At 68.3% G+C, this 19,001-nt stretch carries 18 protein-coding genes and 1 pseudogene; 6 read left to right on the top strand and 13 right to left on the bottom strand.

Annotated elements, in window-relative coordinates:
* Window position 1: 1 nt before the first annotated feature.
* Together AAD027_RS08445 and AAD027_RS08440 are read right to left on the bottom strand one after the other, a co-directional pair.
* Window positions 2-892, bottom strand: coding sequence for a rolling circle replication-associated protein (locus AAD027_RS08445; RefSeq protein WP_341725579.1), 891 nt, complete (start codon window positions 890-892; stop codon window positions 2-4).
* A 655-nt stretch (window positions 893-1,547) separates the two neighbouring features.
* Window positions 1,548-1,688, bottom strand: a complete 141-nt coding sequence (locus AAD027_RS08440; protein WP_341725578.1) for a hypothetical protein — start codon at window positions 1,686-1,688, stop codon at window positions 1,548-1,550.
* 209 nt (window positions 1,689-1,897) lie between these two features.
* Here AAD027_RS08440 and AAD027_RS19045 point away from each other — a divergent pair.
* Window positions 1,898-2,203 (top strand): annotated as a pseudogene (locus AAD027_RS19045) (helix-turn-helix domain-containing protein); the annotation flags it as partial.
* 81 nt (window positions 2,204-2,284) lie between these two features.
* On the opposite strand, the gene AAD027_RS08435 reads toward AAD027_RS19045, so the two are convergent.
* Window positions 2,285-3,322, bottom strand: a complete 1,038-nt coding sequence (locus tag AAD027_RS08435; protein ID WP_341725577.1) for a glucokinase — start codon at window positions 3,320-3,322, stop codon at window positions 2,285-2,287.
* 176 nt (window positions 3,323-3,498) lie between these two features.
* Here AAD027_RS08435 and AAD027_RS08430 point away from each other — a divergent pair, with 176 nt between their 5' ends.
* From AAD027_RS08430 to AAD027_RS08410, 5 genes are all read left to right on the top strand, one after another.
* Complete coding sequence (locus AAD027_RS08430; protein ID WP_341725576.1) at window positions 3,499-3,894, top strand: CopL family metal-binding regulatory protein; 396 nt, start codon at window positions 3,499-3,501, stop codon at window positions 3,892-3,894.
* Window positions 3,895-4,033: 139 nt separating this feature from the next.
* Window positions 4,034-5,833: a copper resistance system multicopper oxidase gene (locus AAD027_RS08425; RefSeq protein WP_341725575.1), complete on the top strand. Its 1,800-nt coding sequence runs from the start codon at window positions 4,034-4,036 to the stop codon at window positions 5,831-5,833.
* Window positions 5,830-6,777: a copper resistance protein B gene (locus AAD027_RS08420; protein WP_341725574.1), complete on the top strand. Its 948-nt coding sequence runs from the start codon at window positions 5,830-5,832 to the stop codon at window positions 6,775-6,777. The genes AAD027_RS08425 and AAD027_RS08420 overlap by 4 nt, the downstream gene beginning before the upstream one ends.
* Window positions 6,778-6,920: 143 nt before the next feature.
* Entirely contained in the window at window positions 6,921-7,319 is a 399-nt protein-coding gene (locus tag AAD027_RS08415) for a MerR family DNA-binding protein (protein ID WP_341725573.1), read from the top strand.
* The gene (locus AAD027_RS08410; protein WP_341725572.1) at window positions 7,316-9,661 is read left to right on the top strand and encodes a heavy metal translocating P-type ATPase; all 2,346 of its coding nucleotides are present in this window, start codon (window positions 7,316-7,318) and stop codon (window positions 9,659-9,661) included. Before AAD027_RS08415 ends, AAD027_RS08410 begins: the two co-directional genes overlap by 4 nt.
* Window positions 9,662-9,716: 55 nt before the next feature.
* On the opposite strand, the gene AAD027_RS08405 is transcribed toward AAD027_RS08410, so the two are convergent.
* From AAD027_RS08405 to AAD027_RS08360, 10 genes are read right to left on the bottom strand one after another with little or no spacing between them, the layout of a single operon-like run.
* Window positions 9,717-10,157 carry an excinuclease ATPase subunit gene (locus tag AAD027_RS08405; protein ID WP_341725571.1) on the bottom strand — a complete coding sequence of 147 codons (441 nt, stop codon included), beginning with the start codon at window positions 10,155-10,157 and terminating at the stop codon, window positions 9,717-9,719.
* A gap of 37 nt (window positions 10,158-10,194) precedes the next feature.
* A complete protein-coding gene (locus tag AAD027_RS08400) occupies window positions 10,195-11,436 on the bottom strand; it encodes a beta-ketoacyl-ACP synthase (protein WP_341725570.1) in 1,242 nt (413 codons plus the stop codon).
* Complete coding sequence (gene fabG / locus AAD027_RS08395; RefSeq protein WP_341725569.1) at window positions 11,433-12,167, bottom strand: 3-oxoacyl-ACP reductase FabG; 735 nt, start codon at window positions 12,165-12,167, stop codon at window positions 11,433-11,435. The genes AAD027_RS08400 and fabG overlap by 4 nt, the downstream gene beginning before the upstream one ends.
* Window positions 12,167-12,619, bottom strand: coding sequence for a hotdog family protein (locus AAD027_RS08390; protein ID WP_341725568.1), 453 nt, complete (start codon window positions 12,617-12,619; stop codon window positions 12,167-12,169). The genes fabG and AAD027_RS08390 overlap by 1 nt, the downstream gene beginning before the upstream one ends.
* Window positions 12,620-13,810: a beta-ketoacyl-ACP synthase gene (locus tag AAD027_RS08385; protein ID WP_341725567.1), complete on the bottom strand. Its 1,191-nt coding sequence runs from the start codon at window positions 13,808-13,810 to the stop codon at window positions 12,620-12,622. It abuts the gene before it with no gap.
* Window positions 13,807-14,358 (bottom strand): DUF3261 domain-containing protein, encoded by a 552-nt coding sequence (locus AAD027_RS08380; RefSeq protein WP_341725566.1) that lies wholly within the window; start codon window positions 14,356-14,358, stop codon window positions 13,807-13,809. Before AAD027_RS08380 ends, AAD027_RS08385 begins: the two co-directional genes overlap by 4 nt.
* Complete coding sequence (locus AAD027_RS08375; protein ID WP_341725565.1) at window positions 14,346-15,578, bottom strand: NAD(P)/FAD-dependent oxidoreductase; 1,233 nt, start codon at window positions 15,576-15,578, stop codon at window positions 14,346-14,348. The genes AAD027_RS08380 and AAD027_RS08375 overlap by 13 nt, the downstream gene beginning before the upstream one ends.
* Window positions 15,575-17,911 (bottom strand): MMPL family transporter, encoded by a 2,337-nt coding sequence (locus AAD027_RS08370; RefSeq protein WP_425605428.1) that lies wholly within the window; start codon window positions 17,909-17,911, stop codon window positions 15,575-15,577. Before AAD027_RS08370 ends, AAD027_RS08375 begins: the two co-directional genes overlap by 4 nt.
* Before the next feature lie 28 nt (window positions 17,912-17,939).
* Window positions 17,940-18,587, bottom strand: coding sequence for a LolA family protein (locus tag AAD027_RS08365; protein WP_341725563.1), 648 nt, complete (start codon window positions 18,585-18,587; stop codon window positions 17,940-17,942).
* On the bottom strand, window positions 18,584-19,000 hold the full coding sequence (locus tag AAD027_RS08360) for an acyl-CoA thioesterase (RefSeq protein WP_341725562.1): 417 nt from the start codon (window positions 18,998-19,000) through the stop codon (window positions 18,584-18,586). The genes AAD027_RS08365 and AAD027_RS08360 overlap by 4 nt, the downstream gene beginning before the upstream one ends.
* Between the last annotated feature and the right edge of the window lies 1 nt (window position 19,001).

Below are 19,001 nucleotides of genomic sequence, written 5' to 3'. Positions count from 1 at the left end.
TTCAGTTCACCTTGTGCGATAAAAAAAAAGAGTCACCTTCACTTGTCAGCATCTCTATGTGTCCCCGGTGACTTAGGACGATGCTTTTGTCTCCGAACCCTTCGAACTCATACGGCGAGAAAAACCAGTTACCCGCGCCGTAGCCCGACTTCACGAACCACCCGGACTTACGCACGACCTTTTCATGCCAATCCTGAAAAACACCGATGGTTTGCCTCAATACGCGCTCTACACGCTCATATGTTTTCTTGACCACGTGGCTTTCGTGGTGAACAAGCTGCTTCAGCCAACGAGGCGCAATCGCCATGGCAACCGGCGCACGTTCACCCATCTTCAATCCGCCATAGCCCCACAGGCGCGCGCGATGCGGCAAGTGACTACCCGATTTGGTATTCGACTTGCTGGCGTACTTGGCGATATAACCAACGGGTGAAACGGCGTACTTCGCCTGAGTCATGCCATGCGGCCACCAGCCCTGTTTATCAGGCATTGGCGGCTTGACGCCTTTGGGAAACCACGCGATCAGGTGGTAGTGCGGACGGCCGATTTCCGTCAGTTCCATGACCCACACATAGTGAAACGTCTCGCCCTGGGCATTGCGCTTGAACCATTCGCGGTAGTGCTTCACCAACGCACGAATTTGGCTCTCTTCCCACATGCCGTCACGCGCATAGGTCAGCGTGATCATGGCGCACCGATACGGAGATTCCGCGAGGTAGTACGGCTGTTTCGTGCGCCAGTGCTTGCGAAACTCACCATTGGCCGTCAGCGCCGGCATCGGCTCACCGTAGGCCGCACGAAACTTGTTGTCGATTTCAAGAGCAGCAGCAACAACACCTTTTGCCATCTTGATCAGGCGCGTTTGCTTTAGCTGACCGGACGTGAATTCCATCACTTGTCCTTTATCGATAAGAAAGACAAGCCCAGCTGTTCCGGCTCCCGCCGCGCGCTAACGCGCGCGTCGCAAGCCGGCTCAGCAGCCACGTCAGAAGCCACGCAATGCGCCACGTAGCGGGATTCGCCCGCGTCATACCGCTCTGCACCTGAAATTGATTCGTGGCCGCACATGCGGCAGCGGTAGAAGCTACCGGCGTAGTACGCAACGGGGTCGCCACACTCGGCGCAGTTCGTCCAGGCGGTCATTGATCACCGTCCTGCTCATGCGCGCTCACAATCACCACCAGCAGCACGATGAACTGAAAGATGCACAGCATCACCAGTCCGACGATCCAGCCGATCATGGCGCCCTCCCCTCTCGGAGATCAGCGCCGCAGAACTGACAATCACCGCAGCACGGACATGGAAGATGGCCGAACAGCCAGCACTCGACGCGACGCAGCAAGTGAACTAGGTGCGTCATGGCGCACCCCCGGTTACGGCGGCGAGGGCGACGAGGGCGGCAGTCAGGGCGCGGCGCATATCGGCTCGATGCTTCCGCTCATGATCAGGGCGCATGCGACCCCAGGACGCCCACATAGCACGGCAGGCTGCCTCAACCATGGCGTCCGAGACGACCGCCACTACATCCACGGGCTTGACGGGGGCGTTCACGACCGCACCGCCTTGCGCTCGATACGGCGGCGGTGCAACTCATCGGCAACCAGCGCGTGCGCGCGGAATTCTTGGAGGCGGCGGCGATCACCGTATTCGACGCCGGCTTGCCAAATGCGAACGATGCCCAGCGTCAACGCCAGTAGGCATACGCCCAAGAGGAAAGCTGCAATTCCCATGAGGTTGTCCCCTGCCCTAGCGCCCTAGTCCCCCGCTTGCCCGGCCTAGGGCGACCGGGAGCGGGGTATCGGCTACGGGTGTAGCCAATGGGCGGGACACTACACGGCTACACCCGTAGCCGTCAACACCTGTAGCCTACGGCCGTAGCCATCGACCGGAGCAAGGCATGAACTGGGACGAATTTTTCAATCGGACACTGGCAGCCTCGACCGCAGAAAACTGGTCGCAGCTGGCACCGATGCTAGGAATATCCGACGGCGCGATCTCGCACTATCGGACGGGAAAACGCGTGCCACAGGTGTGGGTGGTAGCTGAAGCACTGAAAGTGCAAGGCCACCCAACGCCGGAAAAGGCAGCAATCGACATCATGAAAGCAGCCGCCCTGACATCCCCAGAACGGGCATTTTGGAAGCGCCTAGCGGCATCAGCCGCGATGTTGTTATGCGCAATTGGAGTGGCCGGCACACCAGAAAAAGCAATGTCTTACGGCGTTTCCTCGGCTGCGCCCGCCGAACAATGCCTATTATGTAAAATAAAGACGGAGCCGCTGGCTTTACAGACCGCTTCCATTCCGCCGAAACCACTCCGCCGCTCCCAGCAACCCCAGCTGGCCGTGCTCCACCCGCCACACGGGTACCTGTTCCAGTCGCTCGGACATCACGCCCTTGTTGAGGTAACGCTGCAGGAAATGGCCGTCGTGCAGGAACCGCGGGATATGTGCGGTCACGCCGCCGGCCAGGTACACGACCTTGGCGCCGAAGATGATGGCCAGGTCGCCGACCAGGCTGCCCAGCCAGCCGCAGAACACCTGCAGCGTTTCCCGCGCCAGCGCATCGCCGGCCTCGGCGGCGGCCACCAGGTTGCCGGCATCGGCATGGAGCGCCGTGCCGCCGCGCAGATCGCACAGGCAGCGGTACAGGTTCATCAGGCCCGGGCCGGACAGCACGTGTTCGTTGTTGACGTGCGGACGGTCGCGCAGCAGGCGGCGCAGGATGTCCATTTCCAGGTCGTTGCCTGCTGCCAGCGCGGCCTGGCCGACCTCCGTGGCCAATACGCGCGGCGGTTGACCCTCCATCCATAAGGCCGCGCCCAAACCGGTACCCGGGCCGACGACCAGTGCCGGCGATGCGGCGCTGGCATCCACTACCTTGGTCAATGGCGACAGCGTGTCGCGCTCCAGCGACGGCGTGGCATTGGCCACCGCCTCGAAATCGTTGATCAGCTTGACCCACTCCAGCCCGGAAGCCTGGCGCGTCTGTTCGACCGATACCGCCCACGGCAGGTTGGAATTGATCAGGCGGTCGCCCTCCAGCACGCCCGCAATGGCGACCACCGCGCCACGGTAGGGGTTGCCGGCGGCGTAATCGCGCAGGATAGCGGCCAGGTCGCCGTGTTCAGCGCAGACGTAACGGCGGAAGTCGTGAACCTGCTGCGGCGCGTCGCCGCCTTGCGTCCAGGCCAGTCGTGCATACGTGCCACCCACATCGGCCACGATGGTGCGTGCGGCCGGCGACGATGCCTGCGCATGGGGTACGGAATCGCGCTGCGGATCGCCTGCGGGCACCTTGCTCATCATCACCGTGCCTGCCATGCGGATCCTGTGCTGTTCAGACCGAAAAACTGGTCGCAAGCATATCGCGTCCGTCACCCTGCGTGGCCGTTCGACGCGGCAGCCACGCCATCCGCACGCGTATGCACCGGCACGCTCACGCCGGGACAGGGCAGGTGCTCAGGCGTCTCGCGCGCATGCTGGCGTATGATGTGCGCATGTCCCGCGCCGCCGCCCTGCTCCGTGCCCTGCTCTGCCTGGCCCTGTTGCTGAACGGGACCGGCTATGCGCATGCCGCCACGCGGATGGCGATGGGCACGCTGGCGGACTCGACGCCTGTGGAGACAAAGCCGCCATGCCATGGCGATGCCACGATGGCGATGGAGCACGCGCCGCCGGAGGCCACGGTCTCCGACGATGCGCCCGCCATGTCCGATTGCTGCACGTCCGACAGCTGCGATGGCCCCTGCATGCAGCATGCACCGGCGCTGCCCTGGCCTGCACTGATCGCACCGATGCGGCCCGTCCCTTCCAGCGCGCCGTCGTACCGTGCGTCCGCCCACGCGTCGGCACTGCTCACGCACCGGCATCGACCTCCCATCTTCCTGGCCTGAACCGCGCAAGCGCGGTGCATGAAGCGGGCCGGCGGACGCGCGATCCTGTGCGACGCGCCGGTCCTTATCGCGACCTGGACGACAGCGCCGTTCCTCACGGCGTGCGACGAGTCGCCTGACAGGACCATGGAAACCACTGATGAAACACGATGATTCCACCCGCGGTGGCGTGGGTGCGTTGAAAGCTTCGCGTCGCCGGTTCGTGACCGGATTGGCGACCGGCGGCCTGGCATTGGGCCTGGGATTGCTGCGCATGCCCGCTTCCGCCGGTACCCCGGCGCGACGTGGCGCGGCGCTGTTGACCGGGACCGAGTTCGATCTTTCCATCGGCGTCTCGCCGGTCAACTTCACCGGCCGCGAGCGTCCGGCCATCACCGTCAACGGCACCCTGCCCGCGCCCACGCTGCGCTGGCGCGAAGGCGACACCGTTACCGTGCGCGTCGCCAACCGCCTGCGCCAGACCAGCTCCCTGCACTGGCACGGCATCCTGCTGCCATCGAACATGGACGGTGTGCCTGGACTGAGCTTCAACGGCATCGCGCCCGGCGAAACCTTCCAGTACCGCTTCCAGCTGAAGCAGTCCGGCACCTACTGGTACCACAGCCATTCGATGTTCCAGGAACAGGCCGGGTTGTACGGCGCGCTGATCGTCGATCCGCTCGCGCCGACGCCATATGCGTTCGACCGCGAGCACGTGGTGCTGCTGTCGGACTGGACCGACCTGGACCCGGCCGCCCTGTTCCGCCGCATGAAGAAGATGCCGGAGCACGACAACTACTACCAGCGCACGCTGGCGGACTTCGTGCGCGACGCGCGACGCGACGGACTGGCGGAGACCATCGAGGACCGCGGCATGTGGGGGCGGATGCGGATGACGCCCACCGACATCTCCGACATCAACGCGCACACCTACACCTACCTGCTGAACGGCACCGCGCCGGCCGGCAACTGGACCGGGCTGTTCCGCCCGGGCGAGAAAGTGTTGCTGCGCTTCATCAACGGCAGTGCGATGACCTACTTCGACGTGCACATCCCGGGGCTGAAGATGACCGTGGTGGCCGCCGACGGGCAGTACATCCATCCCGTGAGCGTGGACGAGTTCCGCATTGCGGTGGCGGAAACCTTCGACGTGATCGTCGAGCCGACGGGCCAGGACGCCTTCGCGATCTTCGCCCAGGACATGGGCCGTACCGGCCATGCGCGCGGCACGCTGGCGGTACGCGACGGGCTGGAAGCGCCGGTGCCCGCGCGCGATCCGCGCCCGCTGCTGACGATGAGCGACATGGGCCATGACATGGACGGCCATGGCGCCCACAAGGGCATGGAAGGCGGCTGTGGCGCGACGATGGGCGAAGGCGGTTGCGGCGCCAACATGGGCCAGGGCGGGCACGGCACGCACGGCGGTGGCGACACGGCGCCGAAGCACCCGCCCAGTGAAACCGGCAACCCGCTGGTCGACATGCAGTCCTCGGCCACCGAGCCGAAGCTGGACGATCCGGGCATCGGCCTGCGCGACAACGGCCGCAAGGTACTGGCCTACGGCGACATGCGCAGCCTGTTCGATGACCCCGACGGGCGCGACCCCGGACGCACCGTGGAACTGCACCTGACCGGCCACATGGAGAAGTTCGCCTGGTCGTTCGACGGTATCCCGTTCGCCGGCGCCGAACCGCTGCGGCTGAACTACGGCGAGCGCATGCGCATCGTGCTGGTCAACGACACCATGATGCAGCACCCCATCCACCTGCACGGGGTGTGGAGCGACCTGGAGAACGCCGGGGGCGAGTTCCACCTGCGCAAGCACACCATCGACATGCCGCCCGGCACGCGCCGCAGCTACCGGGTGCGCGCCGACGCGCTGGGCCGCTGGGCGTTCCATTGCCACCTGCTCTACCACATGGAAGCCGGGATGATGCGGGAAGTGAGGATCGAGGCATGAAGACGCCCTTCTCCCCTCCCCCGCACCGTCTTTCCGCGGCGCTGTGGTTGATATTGAGTGTCACGGCGCCGGCCTGGGCGCAGCACGAAGGACACGCGCCCGTGCCCGCCAAGGACAAGGTGGACTATGCCACGATGGATCACTCGCGGCACGGCGCGAGCGGACAGGAAGACGGGATCGACCATGCCGCCATGGGCCATGGCGATGCGCATGCGGCTTCCAGCGATGCACCGCGCGAACCGATTCCGCCGGTCACGCAGGACGACCTCGCGGCCGCGTTCCCGGCGGTCGACCACCACGCCATGCAGCATGCGTCGGCGGTGAACTACAAGGCGACCTTCAACCGCCTGGAAACCTGGGATGGCGACCACGGCACCGGCCAGGCCTGGGAAGGTATCGCGTGGATCGGCACCGATACCGACCGCCTGTGGCTGCGCAGCGAGGGCGAACGCGCGGGCGGACGCACCGAGAGCGCCGACGTCGAGGTACTGTATGGCCGCAGCGTGTCGCCCTGGTGGGACGTGGTGGCCGGCATCAAGCACGATTTCAAGCCGGGCGACGCGCGCAGCTGGGCGGCCTTCGGCGTGCAGGGCATGGCGCCGTACCGGTTCGAGATCGAGGCCACGGTCTATGTCGGCGAATCCGGCCAGGTGGCCGCGAACGTGGAAGCCGAGTACACGCTGCGCATCACCAATCGCCTGATCCTGCAGCCGCTGGTCGAGGCGGACTTCTCCACCAGGGACGAACCGGAGCACGGCACCGGCAGCGGCTTGAACAAAGTGGAGGCCGGCCTGCGCCTGCGCTACGAGATCACCCGCCGCTTCGCGCCCTACGTGGGCGTGGTGCACGAGCGCAGTTTCGGCGACACCGCCGACTACCGGCGCGCGGAGGGTGAGCGGATCCGCGACACCCGCGTGGTCGCCGGCGTCCGGCTGTGGTTCTGAGCAGGACAAGGCTGTCGACCGCCCGCCATGGATCCGGACCAACCCGGCTCCATGGCGGACATGGGGATGACTCGATGAACCCTTGACCCTGGACCTGGGTCAAGGGTGCAGAATGCCCGCATCCCCTCCCCCACGGGCACGCCATGAACATCGGACAGCTCGCGCGCCAGGCCGGCGTCGCCATCGACACCATCCGCTACTACGAACGCCAGCGACTGCTGCCGGAACCGCAGCGTAGCCCCAGCGGTTACCGGCGCTACGAAAGCGGCGACGTGGTGCGCCTGCATTTCATCCGCCGCGCCAAGACCCTGGGGTTCGCCCTGGACGACATCCGCGAACTGCTGGCGCTGAGCGATGGCCGCGACGGCGACATGGCGGCCATGAAGAGCGCGGCCTCGACCAAGCTGGCGGTGGTCGAACAGCGCCTGCAGGAACTGGCCCGCATGCGCGATGCGCTGCGCGACCTGGTCGATGCCTGCCCGGGGCATGGCGCGCTGGCGCAGTGCCCCATCCTCAACGCACTGGCCGGGGAACCGGCATGAACCCACCCGGCCACGACCACGCGCACCACGGCGCTCACGATGCCGCCGGCGAAGCCATCGACCCGGTCTGCGGCATGTCCGTCGATCCGGCGCGCACGCCGTACCGCGCCGAGCATGGCGGACGCGCCCATCACTTCTGCTCGGCCCACTGCCGCGACACGTTCATCGCCGACCCGGAAAAATACCTGCGACCCGAACCCGGCGTGGCGACAACGAGCGAGGCGGCCACGCCCGGCACACGGTACACCTGCCCCATGCATCCGCAGATCGTCCGCGACGCGCCCGGCACCTGCCCACTTTGCGGCATGGCGCTGGAACCGATGCTACCCACGCTGGAAGAGGAAGAGAATCCGGAGCTGACCGATTTCCGCCGCCGCTTCTGGTGGACGCTGCCGCTCAGCGTGGCCACGCTGGCGCTGGCGATGGGCGGCATGTACTTCCACACGCTGTCGCCAGGCCTGCGCACCTGGCTGGAATTCGCCTTGAGCACGCCGGTCGTGCTGTGGGCGGCGTGGCCGTTCTTCGTGCGCTGGGCGCAATCCATCCGCCAGCGCAGCCCCAACATGTGGACGCTGATCGGCACCGGCGTGGCCGCGGCCTACGGCTACAGCGTGGTGGCGGTACTGGCACCGCAGGTGTTCCCGCCTTCCTTCCATGAACATGGCCGCGTGGGCGTGTACTTCGAAGCCGCCGCGGTGATCGTCTCGCTGACCCTGCTGGGCCAGTTGCTGGAACTGAAGGCGCGTTCGCGTACCTCGGCGGCGATCCGCTCGCTGCTTGGCCTGGCGCCCAGGACGGCGCGCCGGCTTCGCGACGATGGCGAAGAGGAAGACATCGAACTGACCCACGTGCACGTCGGCGACCGCCTGCGCGTGCGCCCCGGCGAGAAAGTGCCGGTGGACGGCGTGGTGCTGGAAGGTCGCTCGCACGTCGACGAATCGATGCTGACCGGCGAACCGCTGCCGGTCGAACGCACGCCCGGCGAACACGTGATCGGCGCGACGCTCAACGGCGCCGGCAGCCTGGTGATCCGCGCCGAGAAAGTGGGCAGCGACAGCGTGCTGGCGCAGATCGTGCAGTTGGTCGCCCAGGCGCAACGCACGCGCGCGCCGATGCAGCGCATGGCCGACCGGGTGTCGTTCTGGTTCGTGCTGGCGGTGCTGGCCGCGGCGCTGCTGACGCTGCTGGGCTGGGGACTGTTCGGCCCGCAACCGTCATGGACCCATGCCGTGCTCAATGCGGTGTCGGTGCTGATCATCGCCTGCCCGTGCGCGCTGGGCCTGGCCACGCCCATGTCGGTGATGGTGGCCAGCGGCCGCGCCGCGCAGGCCGGCGTGCTGTTCCGCGACGCGGAGGCCATCGAGACGCTGCGCAAGGTCGATACCCTGATCGTGGACAAGACCGGCACGCTGACCGAAGGCCGGCCCGCGTTCCGCGCCGTGCAGGCCGTGGCGCCGTTCGACGAAACCGGCGTGCTGCGCCTGGCCGCCAGCCTGGATGCCGGCAGCGAGCACCCGCTGGCGCACGCCATCGTGCAGGAAGCCCGCCGGCGCGAGCTGGCGCTGTCCTCCGCCGAGGGGTTCGAGTCCACCAGCGGCATCGGGGTCCGCGGAAGCGTCGAGGGCCTGCGCTTGGCGCTGGGCAACACGGTGCTGATGCGGGAGGAAGGCGTGGACACCGCTCCCCTGCAATCCGCCGCCGACGCGTTGCGGGAGGAAGGCGCCAGCGCGATGTTCCTGGCCGTGGACGGGCGACCGGCCGGGCTCGTCGCCGTGGCCGACCCGATCAAGGCCAGCACCCCGGACGCCTTGCGCGCCCTGCGCGACAGCGGCATGCGCATCGTCATGGCGACCGGCGATGGCGTGCGCACCGCCCGTGCGGTGGCGGCCAAACTCGGCATAGACGAGGTCCATGGCGAAGTCCGTCCCGCCGACAAGGCCGCGCTGGTGGCGAAACTGAAGGCGGAGGGCCGGCACGTGGCGATGGCGGGCGATGGCATCAACGATGCGCCCGCCCTGGCCGCCGCCGACGTGGGCATCGCGATGGGCACCGGCACCGACGTGGCCATGTCCAGCGCGCAGGTCACGCTGGTGAAGGGCGACCTGCGCGGCATCGCGCGGGCCAAGGCGCTGTCGGAAGCCACCGTCCGCAACATGCGGCAGAACCTGGGCTTCGCGTTCGCCTACAACGCGCTGGGCGTGCCGGTGGCGGCGGGCGTGCTGGCGTTGTTCGGCGGCCCGTCGCTGTCGCCCATGCTGGCGGCGCTGGCGATGAGCCTCAGTTCGGCCTCGGTGGTCGGCAACGCGTTGCGCCTGCGGCGCGTGCGGCTGGCCGGGGAATGAGCACGGCACGATGCGACGAAGAGGCGGCCGGCGCGACATGCCGGCCGCCGGGGAGTCACTTGAGCTTGGCGTAGGTGCCCTTCAACGCCACGCCGCTCATGATGTTGCCCGCATGGCATTCGTAGTTCGTCGCGCTGCGGAATTCGTTCTTCTTGAAGTAGCTGGTGATGTCGATGACGGCGTTGGCGCCCATCGACTTGGCTTTCTCCTGGAAGGCCTTCAGCACCGACAGGGCGACCCAGTTGCACGACTCCACGTCGGACTTGCCCACGCCGTTGGTCTTCTTGTTGGAGACGTCTTCGCCCATGCGCGAGGCCACGGCGGGATGCGATTGCCCGGCTAGGTAGAAGCGCACGCTGCCGTCGATGCCGGCGGCCTTGGCCTGCGGGGAATCGATCAGTTCCTGCAGCGGCAATTCCAGCCGCGTGTCGGCGGCGACGGCATGGGGCGCGGCCACGGCCAGCGACAGCAGGGTGGCGGCGAGAATTCGTTTCATGGGAAGGCTCCTTGTTGGGTGGTTGCGGAGGCGATCGTCAGGCGGACCAGCGCTTGAAGATCAGTGAGGTATTGATGCCGCCAAAGGCGAAGTTGTTGCTCATCACGTAGTCGGTCCGGAGGTCCCTGCCCTCGCCGGTGATGTAGTCCAGGTCGGCGCAGCGCGGGTCGCGCTGGTCCAGGTTCAACGTGGGGGCGAACCAGCCCTCGCGCATCATCTCGATGGAGATCCAGGCCTCGTACGCGCCGCAGGCGCCCAGCGTGTGCCCGACGTAGCTCTTCAACGAACTGATCGGCATGCGCGCGCCGAACACCGCGGCGGTGGCGGCGGTTTCGGCGATGTCGCCATGGTCGGTGGCGGTGCCGTGCGCGTTGACGTAGCCGATGGCGTCCGGCGCCAGGCCGGCATCCTCCAGGGCCAGCCGCATCGCCTGCGCCATGGTATCGGCGCTGGGCTGGGTCACGTGCTGGCCGTCGCTGTTGGTGCCGTAACCGACGACCTCGGCCAGGATGCCGGCGCCGCGCGCCAAGGCGTGTTCCATGTCCTCCAGCACCAGCGTGCAGGCGCCCTCGCCCAGCACCAGCCCATCGCGGTCGGCATCGAAGGGGCGCGGCGTGCTGGCCGGTTCGTCGTTGCGCACGCTGGTGGCGAACAGGGTGTCGAACACCGCCGCCGCGGTGGCGTCCAGCTGCTCCGCGCCGCCGGCGATCATCGCCACCTGCTTGCCGTTGCGGATCGTTTCGTAGGCCGAACCCACGCCCTGGCTGCCCGACGTGCACGCGCTGGAGGTGGTGATGACCCGCCCGGTCAAGCCGAAGAACACGCCGATGTTCACCGGCGCGGTGTGGCTCATCATCTTCAGGTAGGTGGTGGCGTTGATGCCTTCGGTGGTGTGGTGGTTGAGCATGCGGCCGAAATCGCCGACCGCCTCGTGGCTGCCGGCGGACGAACCGTACGACACCCCTACCCGCCCGCTTTTCAGCAACGGGTCGCCCAGCAGGCCAGCCTGTTCCAGCGCCAGTTCGGAGGCGCGCACCGACATCAGCGCCACGCGGCCCATGCTGCGGGTGGTCTTGCGGTTGTAGTGCGCGGGCAGCTCGAACGGCGAGGCGGGCGCGGCCAGGCGCGTGTTGAGGCCTTCGTACTTGCCCCACTCGGGCATCTGCTGCACGGCGTTGCGGCATTCGCGCAGGCGCAAGTGCACGCTGGGCCAATCGTTGCCCAGGGGACTGATGGTGCTGGCGCCCGTCACCACCACGCGTCGGTCGTCGCGGCTCATCCGACCAGCCCCCCGTTGACCGAGATCACCTGGCGGGTGACGTACGACGCCTGCGGCGACAGCAGGAACGCCACCACCGCGGCCACTTCCTCGGGTTGTCCTATCCGTTTCATCGGGATCATCTTCAGGGCTTCGTCCATGATTTCGCCATCGACCATGTCGGTGGCGATCAGGCCGGGCGCCACGCAGTTGACGGTGATGCCGCGGCTGGCCAGTTCCAGCGCCAGCGCCTTGGTGGCGCCGATGATGCCGGCCTTGGCCGCGCTGTAGTTCACTTGCCCGCGGTTGCCGACCAGGCCGGACACCGACGAAAGCGTGACGATGCGGCCAGGCTTGCGCCGCCGCACCAGCGGCATGACCAGCGGGTTGAGCACGTTGTAGAAGCCGTCCAGGTTGGTGCCCAGCACCGCGTCCCAGTCCTCGCCGCTCATCGCGGGGAATGCGGCGTCGCGGGCGATGCCCGCGTTGCAGACCACCCCGTAGTAGGCGCCGTGCTCGGCGATGTCCGCCTCCAGCGCCTGCGCGGCGGCGGCACGGTCGGCGACGTCGAAAGCCAGGACGCGCGCCTCGCGGCCCAGCGCCTGTATCTGCGCGGCCACGGCCTGCGCTTCGTCCACGCGGCTGCGGCAGTGCACGACGACGTCCAGGCCATCCTGCGCCAGGCGCAGTGCGATGGCGCGGCCGATACCCCGACTCCCCCCGGTCACCAGGACAGTGGAATCTCCCCTCATTACTGCACGTTCTCCAGATAAGCCATCGCATCCGGCGGCTCGAACACCGATACGTTGGCGGTTGCCAGTTCTTCGCCGTCCCACAGGATGCGGCAGCTGAACATTCCCAGCCCATTCTCGCCCAACAGCTCGCAGGTCGCCTCCACCCGCAGCAATGCCCCGGCACGGAAGTATGGCGTGCTGCACGCGTAACGGCGCGTGCCCAGCAGGAAACCCACCGAGGGTTCGCGCCCGGCGCGGCGCGCATGGCAGCCGGCCCAGGCCGCGATGGCCTGGGCCATGTACTCCACGCCCACCCAGGCGGGCACCCCGTCGTCGTGGCTGAACGGGCCTTCCTGCGGCACCCGCAGTTCCACCGCCACGGTATCCTCGCCCCAGGCCAGCAGCCGGTCGATCAGCCGCATCGTGCCCCGGTGCGGTACCACGCGCTCGATGTCGTAAAGCGTTTCCATTCACTCCGCTCCGAACAACAACACGGCATTGCTGCCGCCAAATGCGAAAGAGTGGCTCAGCACGTGCCGCAGCGGCCGGGCGCCGCGCGTGGCGGGCGCCACGAAATCCAGGCGCGGCAGTTCCGGATCGGCTTCGCCATCCCACCACTGGGGCGGCAATCGCGCCTGCGGGTTGTCCACCATGGCCAGCCAGCACAGGCCGGCCTCGATCGCGCCGGCCGCGCCCAGCGCATGTCCGGTCAATGGCTTGGTGGAACTGACCGGCACCTCGTGGCCGATCGCCGCCGCCACCGCGCGGCTTTCCATGGCATCGTTCTGCGGCGTGGCGGTGCCGTGCAGGTTGATGTAGTCCACGTCGCCCGCCCGTATCCCGGCGCGTTGCAGGGCCTGGCCGATGGCGGCGACCGCGCCCCGCCCCTGCGGCTCCGGCGCGGACACGTGATGCGCATCGGAGGTCTCGCCCCAGCCCGCCAGCCGTACCGGACCGGGTTCGCGCGTCATCAGGAACAGCGCCGCACCCTCGCCGATGTTGATGCCGTTGCGGTGGCGCGAAAAGGGATTGCAGCGCGCCGACGAAACCGATTCCAGCGCCATGAACCCGGACACGGTGAAGCGGCACAGCGAGTCGGCGCCGCCCGCGATCACCGCATCCGCCGCGCCGGACCGCAGCAGCCGCGCCGCCGAAGCCAGTGCCTTGGCGCTGGAGGAACAGGCGGTGGACAGGGTCCATGCCGGTCCGCGCGCGCCGGACTCGGCGGCGAGGAAACGCGCCGGCGCGCCGATTTCCTGCTGCACGTAATGGAAGCCGGCCGGCCACTGGCCATGCGCGTGCCGGTGCGCCATCGCCTGCTCGGCCTCGCCGATGCCGGACGTGCTGGTGCCCACCACCACGGCCACGCGCGCCGCACCGTAGCGGTCGATGGCCTGCCGCACGCCACCGCGGATCTGCGCATAGGCATCGCGCAGCAGCGCGTTGTTGCGGCCACGGAGTTCGACGGGGCGATCGTCCAGCGACGGCAGCGGGCCGTTCACCGCGCCCAGCGCCAGCGTCCGTCCCGGCATGAAACCGGCATCGGCCATCACGCCGCGCGGCGCATCGTGGGTGAACAGGGCATCGCGCACGGCGGCGTGGCCGCGCCCCAGCGCGCAGACGATGCCCAGTTCGTTCAGGAATATCGGCGCGCGGCTCACGGGCTGCCGTCTCCGCCGGCCACCGATTCGATGCGCAGATCATAGCCTTCGGCATGATTGCGCAGCTGCAGCGTGGTCGCGTCCACGCGTGTCCGCGACAGCCAGGCCCGCCCGCCGTGCCGGAGTTCGCGCACGCCATCCCGTTCCTCGACCTGCCAGTCGCCGGGCAACACCGCGCGGATCGATTCCAATGGCCACAGGCTGAACTGCAGATCGTCCAGCACGCGCTCGCCGCGCACGCTGGCCGGCAGCCAGGGTGCGCGTTGCTGGATGAGCTCCCTGCCATCCCATTGCAAGCGGACGCCCGACTGCCCCATCGCCTGCACCAGCAACCGCACTTCGTCGGCATCGACTTCCAGCAAGGCGTCCAGTTCGCGCTCGTGCTGCCCGTAGCGGAACACGAGGCGCTGCTGCACCGCCAGTTCCTGGCCCAGCGAGGCGGGCGACAGGCGCAGCGCGGGCAGTTCGGCCGGCGGCGCGACCAGCCGCTTCTGCGGACACGCCGCCAGCAGCAGGCACAACGACAGCATGGCGATCAGCCGGCGCACAATTGCTCCAATACCTGCAAACGGCGCTGCGTGTCGGCCACGTAGGGGTTCTTCTTGTCCCAGGCGTAGCCGGCCAGGATCGAGCAGATCATCCGGCGGATGTCCGGCTGCGGATCGGGGTGGAAAATGATCCGCTGGAAGCCGCCGGCATACCAGGATTCGACGAAGCGGCGGAACGTCTGCACACCGCCGCGCAGCGGCACGGCGAAATCGGCCTCCCAGTCCATGCTCTCGCCGGCGTAATGGCGGCGCAGGCACTCGCTGGCCAGCTGCGCGGACTTGAAGGCGATGGTGACGCCCGAGGAAAACACCGGGTCGAGGAATTCGCCCGCATTGCCCAGCAGCGCATACCCCGGCCCCCACAGCGCGCGCACGTTGGCCGAGTAGCCGGTGATCTGGCGCACCGGCAGCACGGCCCACTCCGCGTTCTTCAGCAGGCGCGTCAGGTTGGGATCCTCGCCGACGATGGCCTGCAGGCGCTCCAGTTCGGTGCCCGGGTAGCGATCCAGGAACTCCTGCTCCGCCACAACGCCCAGCGAGCAGCAGCCGTTGGAGAACGGGATGGTCCAGTACCAGACATCGACATGTTCGGGATGGGTGGTGATCAGGATCTTGTTGCGGTCGAACCCGGCGTCGGCCGGGATGTGGTCGCGCACGTGGGTGAAGATCGCGCCGCGCACCGGGAAATTGGACGGCGATTCCAGCTTCAGCAGGCGCGGCAGCAGGCGGCCGAAACCGCTGGCGTCGAGCATGAAATCCGCTTCGATCATGTATTCCCCGCCGTCCGGCGCACGCACGGCGACGCGCGGCGTTTCGCCGGGCTCGGCCGACAGCACCTCGTGCCGGTAGCGCACTTCGGCGCCCATGCGCTCCGCACCTTTCGCCAGCACATGGTCGAAGTCGGCGCGCTGCACCTGGTAGGTGGTGCCCCACCCTGCCGAGAACTTGTCGCGGAAATCGAACTCGGTGGCGCGTTCGCCGCGCACGAAGGCGGCGCCGTTCTTGTACTGGAAGCCCGCCTCCACCACGTCGCGCAGCAGGCCGGCGGCCTCGATGTATTCCATGCTCTGCGGCAGCAGGCTTTCGCCGATGGAGAAGCGCGGGAACTGTTCGCGCTCCACGATCAGCACCTTGCGCCCCTGCTGGCGCAGCATCGCCGCGGCGACCGAGCCTGCGGGGCCGGCGCCGATGATCAGGATTTCCGTGCGTTCCGTCTTCATGCCGAGGTGTTTCCATCCGAAGGGTGAGCATCCGGCGGTGGCCGGAACAGGGGAGAGATCAGCCAGACCAGGCCGATGCCGAACAGCAGGGTCAGGCCGAAGCCGCGCAGCGCCGGCGTGGCCGAAAGACCCAGCAGCCCGAACGCGAGCCAGGTGCTGGTCGCGCCCACGCAGACCGCCAGCCAGGCGCTCGGGTCGCCGCGGTGCTCGACCAGGAAGATGCCGTAGTCGATGCCCATGCCCAGCAACAGCATCAGCGCCAGGACATTGAACAGTTGCAGCGGTTGCCCCATCCAGCCCAGCAGTGCCACGGTCAGCACGCCGGCCACCAGCGTCGGCGCGATGACGCGCCAGGCATCGCGACGGTAGCGCGCGTACAGCACGCCGAACACCAGCAGCACGCCAGCCCCCAGCAGCGCCGTCATCATCCGGCGGTAATGTCCCAGCAGCCTGGAGATGTCCGCGGTGCGGTCCACCCACCGCACGCCCTCCAGCCCTTCCGCCTGCACGGGCAGCAGCGCCATCGCATCCGCGCGCGACAAGTCATCCACCATCACCACCGATGCCTGTCCCTGCCCTATCGTCCCGAGCCACAGATGGCGCGAGGGCAGCGACGCCGGCGATGCCAGGAAGGACGCCATGTCGAGTGGGCCGGCGGCGAACGCCGTGCGCGCGAGGGGTTCGCCGGTCGCCTGCGCCACCTGTCGCAGCACGTCCTCCTCGCTGCGCGCGGTGAGCGCCGCGTCCTGTTGCTGGCGCTGCCGGGAAGGCAACCAGTCGCTGATGGCGCGGTAGCCGCCGATGCGATCCTGCGCCGCCAGCCCACCCAGGCGCGCGACCAGCGCTTCCTCGCGCTGCAGCACCTGTTCGGCATCGCGTCCCTGCACCAGGAAGAACTGCGCGGGACTGGGCATGCCGAGCAGGCGGCCGACCTCGCGTTGCTGTTCGATCAGCGCGGGCGGCGAAGACTGCAGGCTGCGCAGGTCGTCGTTGCTGCGGACCAGCAGCAGGCCGGGCACGCTGAAGCCCAGCAGGACCACGGCGGACACCCACGTGGCGCGCCCACGCCGCAGCCTGGGCCAGCGTGCCAGCGTACCGCCCAGCCAATGCGAGAAACGCGTCTCGCGCACGCGCCCGCCATCCAGCCACGGGAATCCCAGGATCACCGTCAGGAACGCGCCCGTCAGCCCCACCACCGAGAACAGCGCCATCTGCCGCAACCCCGGGAACGGCGCCAGTCCCAGCGCGAGGTAGGCCAGCGCGCTGGTCAGCAGGGCCAGCCACAGGCCGGGCAGCAAGTGCCGCAACAGCGACCAGCGCCGGTCCTGCGGGGCGGCCTGCCGCGAGGCGAACCAGTGGATGCCGTAATCCTCGGCCACGCCCACCAGGCTGGCGCCGAAGATCAGGGTAAGCAGGTGCACCTTGCCGAACACCAGCGTGGTGACGGTCAGGGCCACCGCGCAGCCGACCAGCAGCGACAACGCGACCAGCAGCAAGGGGCGCAGCGAACGGAACGCCAGCCAGACCAGCAGCAGCACGGCCGCCAGCGATCCCCAGCCGATCGTGTTGACTTCGCGGTTGGCCTGCACCGCCGCGGCTTCGGCATGCAGCGGCACGCCCGCGTTCAATGCACGCAGATCGGGCGACACCTTCGCGGCCGCCTCCATCGCACCGTCCAGCAGGTCCTGCACACGGCGCACGCCATCCAGCTTGAAGGCCGAGTCGTGCGTGCTGAACTGCAACACCGCCCAATGCCGTCCTTCCGCCTGCAACAGGCCATCGTCGCCCAGCGCCAGGCCGGCACCGCTCGCCCGCGCCTGCCACCACTGCGGCCACAAGCCGAGCGGGTCGCTGCGCCAGTCGGTCAGGCGCGGCCCGCCCATCGGCCCGTACAGCGACGCCAGCGCCGATTCGGCCAACTCGTCGGTCGGTGCCTGCGCGAGCTGCTCGCGCTGTGCCGGCGTCAGCAGGCGGTCGCGGAACGGCGCGTAAAAATCACGGGCCTGCGCGAACCAGTCCGCGGGCGAATCGCCTTCGACCAGCAGCGCTTCTCCCCCGGCCTGCTTGGCCTCCAGGTACTCGCGGAACGCCGCCTGCGCCCGCTGCGCGGCTTCCGCCGACGGCGCGCCCAGCATCACGACGATCTGCCGTGCGCTGGCCTCGGCGATGCGGCGGGTGGCATCGGACAGCAACGGGTCGCCCGCTTCCTGCGGCAGCAACGCCAGCACGTCGCTGTCCACGCGCGGCTGCTGCCAGAACTGCCACTGGTGCCAGGCCACGGCCAGCACGACCAGCAGCCACGCGGCCCCCAGCCAGCGCCAGCCGCGCAGCATCCGGTCCCCCGCGCCTGTCACGTGCGGATCAGTCAAACCGGGCCGCCTCTTCCGCGGTCAGCCGCACGGGCGTTTCGCTCAGCTCGCTGAACACCAGGTGCGTGCGGTCGCCGCTGGCCTCCGTGATCTCGACTTCGCGCACGTAGCGGTCGCCGCGCAACTGCACCGACGTGAAGGCCTGCGCCAGCGCGCGCGACTTCGGGGTCAGCGACATCCGCCACGTCCTGTCGGCGGGCGATTCCACCTCCACGTCGAAGGTTCCGGTCAGCGCCTTCACATCGCCGCTCATCAGCGCGAACATCATCGCGTTGACCGAGCGGAGCGCCGGCTGCTGCCGGCCATCGACTTCGATCCGCGTGCCGCCGTCGCGCTGGCGGCTGACGATGCGGTCGCGGGTCAGCACCAGTTCGGAGGGGAACGGCTTCAGCGTCGTCCAGACCACGCCCTGTTCGCGCGCCAGCAGGAAGCTACCCTGCGAGCGCAACGGGTTCCTGAAGCCGCTCACCTGCTTTTCCTGCTGGAACTGGCCGCGCAGCACCGGCACCTGCGCCACGCGCTGCTGCACCCGCGCCAGCCCGTCGTCCGCCGGGGCGGCGGCCAGGCCGACCGTCAGCAGCAGTCCGGCGAACAGCGCGGCGCGCGCAAGGCGCGGTGCGCACGAAACGAAAGACATCATGGCCGTTCCACTCCCAGTTTCTCCCAGAGCACCGGCGGACAGAGGTAAAGCATCTCGCCTGAAGCGGCGTCGACCGCCACCTGGATGGTATGGGCGCGGGTCAGGACCTGGCCGGTATCGGCATCCGTCACTTCGTACTCGATCCTGAGCCGGTTCTCCCATTCGGCGACGCGGGCGACCACCTTCAGCGGCTGTGCGTACCGCAGCGGCCGGATGTACTTGATGCGCGCATCGACGACCGGCCACAGGTAGCCGGACGCCTGCATCTGCGGGTAGTCGTAGCCGAACCGCTGCAACAGCGCGCAGCGGGCGATCTCCAGGTACTTGAAATAATGCCCATGCCAGACCACCTGCATCGGATCGCAGTCGTGGAACGCCGGGCTCAGCGCCACTTCGGCCGACAGGTCGCGCATC

The organism is Pseudoxanthomonas putridarboris (assembly GCF_038321125.1).
In the GTDB taxonomy this organism is placed as follows: domain Bacteria; phylum Pseudomonadota; class Gammaproteobacteria; order Xanthomonadales; family Xanthomonadaceae; genus Pseudoxanthomonas_A; species Pseudoxanthomonas_A putridarboris.
This window is presented reverse-complemented; position numbering and strand designations above follow the sequence as displayed.

Excerpts from the sequence above, each read along its gene's own strand:
- AAD027_RS08445 (WP_341725579.1), bottom strand. The coding sequence starts at position 892 with ATGGAATTCACGTCCGGTCAGCTAAAGCAAACGCGCCTGATCAAGATG.
- AAD027_RS08435 (WP_341725577.1), bottom strand. The coding sequence starts at position 3,322 with ATGGCAGGCACGGTGATGATGAGCAAGGTGCCCGCAGGCGATCCGCAG.
- AAD027_RS08430 (WP_341725576.1), top strand. The coding sequence starts at position 3,499 with ATGTCCCGCGCCGCCGCCCTGCTCCGTGCCCTGCTCTGCCTGGCCCTG.
- AAD027_RS08425 (WP_341725575.1), top strand. The coding sequence starts at position 4,034 with ATGAAACACGATGATTCCACCCGCGGTGGCGTGGGTGCGTTGAAAGCT.
- AAD027_RS08420 (WP_341725574.1), top strand. The coding sequence starts at position 5,830 with ATGAAGACGCCCTTCTCCCCTCCCCCGCACCGTCTTTCCGCGGCGCTG.
- AAD027_RS08415 (WP_341725573.1), top strand. The coding sequence starts at position 6,921 with ATGAACATCGGACAGCTCGCGCGCCAGGCCGGCGTCGCCATCGACACC.
- AAD027_RS08410 (WP_341725572.1), top strand. The coding sequence starts at position 7,316 with ATGAACCCACCCGGCCACGACCACGCGCACCACGGCGCTCACGATGCC.
- AAD027_RS08405 (WP_341725571.1), bottom strand. The coding sequence starts at position 10,157 with ATGAAACGAATTCTCGCCGCCACCCTGCTGTCGCTGGCCGTGGCCGCG.
- AAD027_RS08400 (WP_341725570.1), bottom strand. The coding sequence starts at position 11,436 with ATGAGCCGCGACGACCGACGCGTGGTGGTGACGGGCGCCAGCACCATC.
- fabG (WP_341725569.1), bottom strand. The coding sequence starts at position 12,167 with ATGAGGGGAGATTCCACTGTCCTGGTGACCGGGGGGAGTCGGGGTATC.
- AAD027_RS08390 (WP_341725568.1), bottom strand. The coding sequence starts at position 12,619 with ATGGAAACGCTTTACGACATCGAGCGCGTGGTACCGCACCGGGGCACG.
- AAD027_RS08375 (WP_341725565.1), bottom strand. The coding sequence starts at position 15,578 with ATGAAGACGGAACGCACGGAAATCCTGATCATCGGCGCCGGCCCCGCA.
- AAD027_RS08370 (WP_425605428.1), bottom strand. The coding sequence starts at position 17,911 with ATGCTGCGCGGCTGGCGCTGGCTGGGGGCCGCGTGGCTGCTGGTCGTG.
- AAD027_RS08365 (WP_341725563.1), bottom strand. The coding sequence starts at position 18,587 with ATGATGTCTTTCGTTTCGTGCGCACCGCGCCTTGCGCGCGCCGCGCTG.
- AAD027_RS08360 (WP_341725562.1), bottom strand. The coding sequence starts at position 19,000 with ATGCGCGACCTGTCGGCCGAAGTGGCGCTGAGCCCGGCGTTCCACGAC.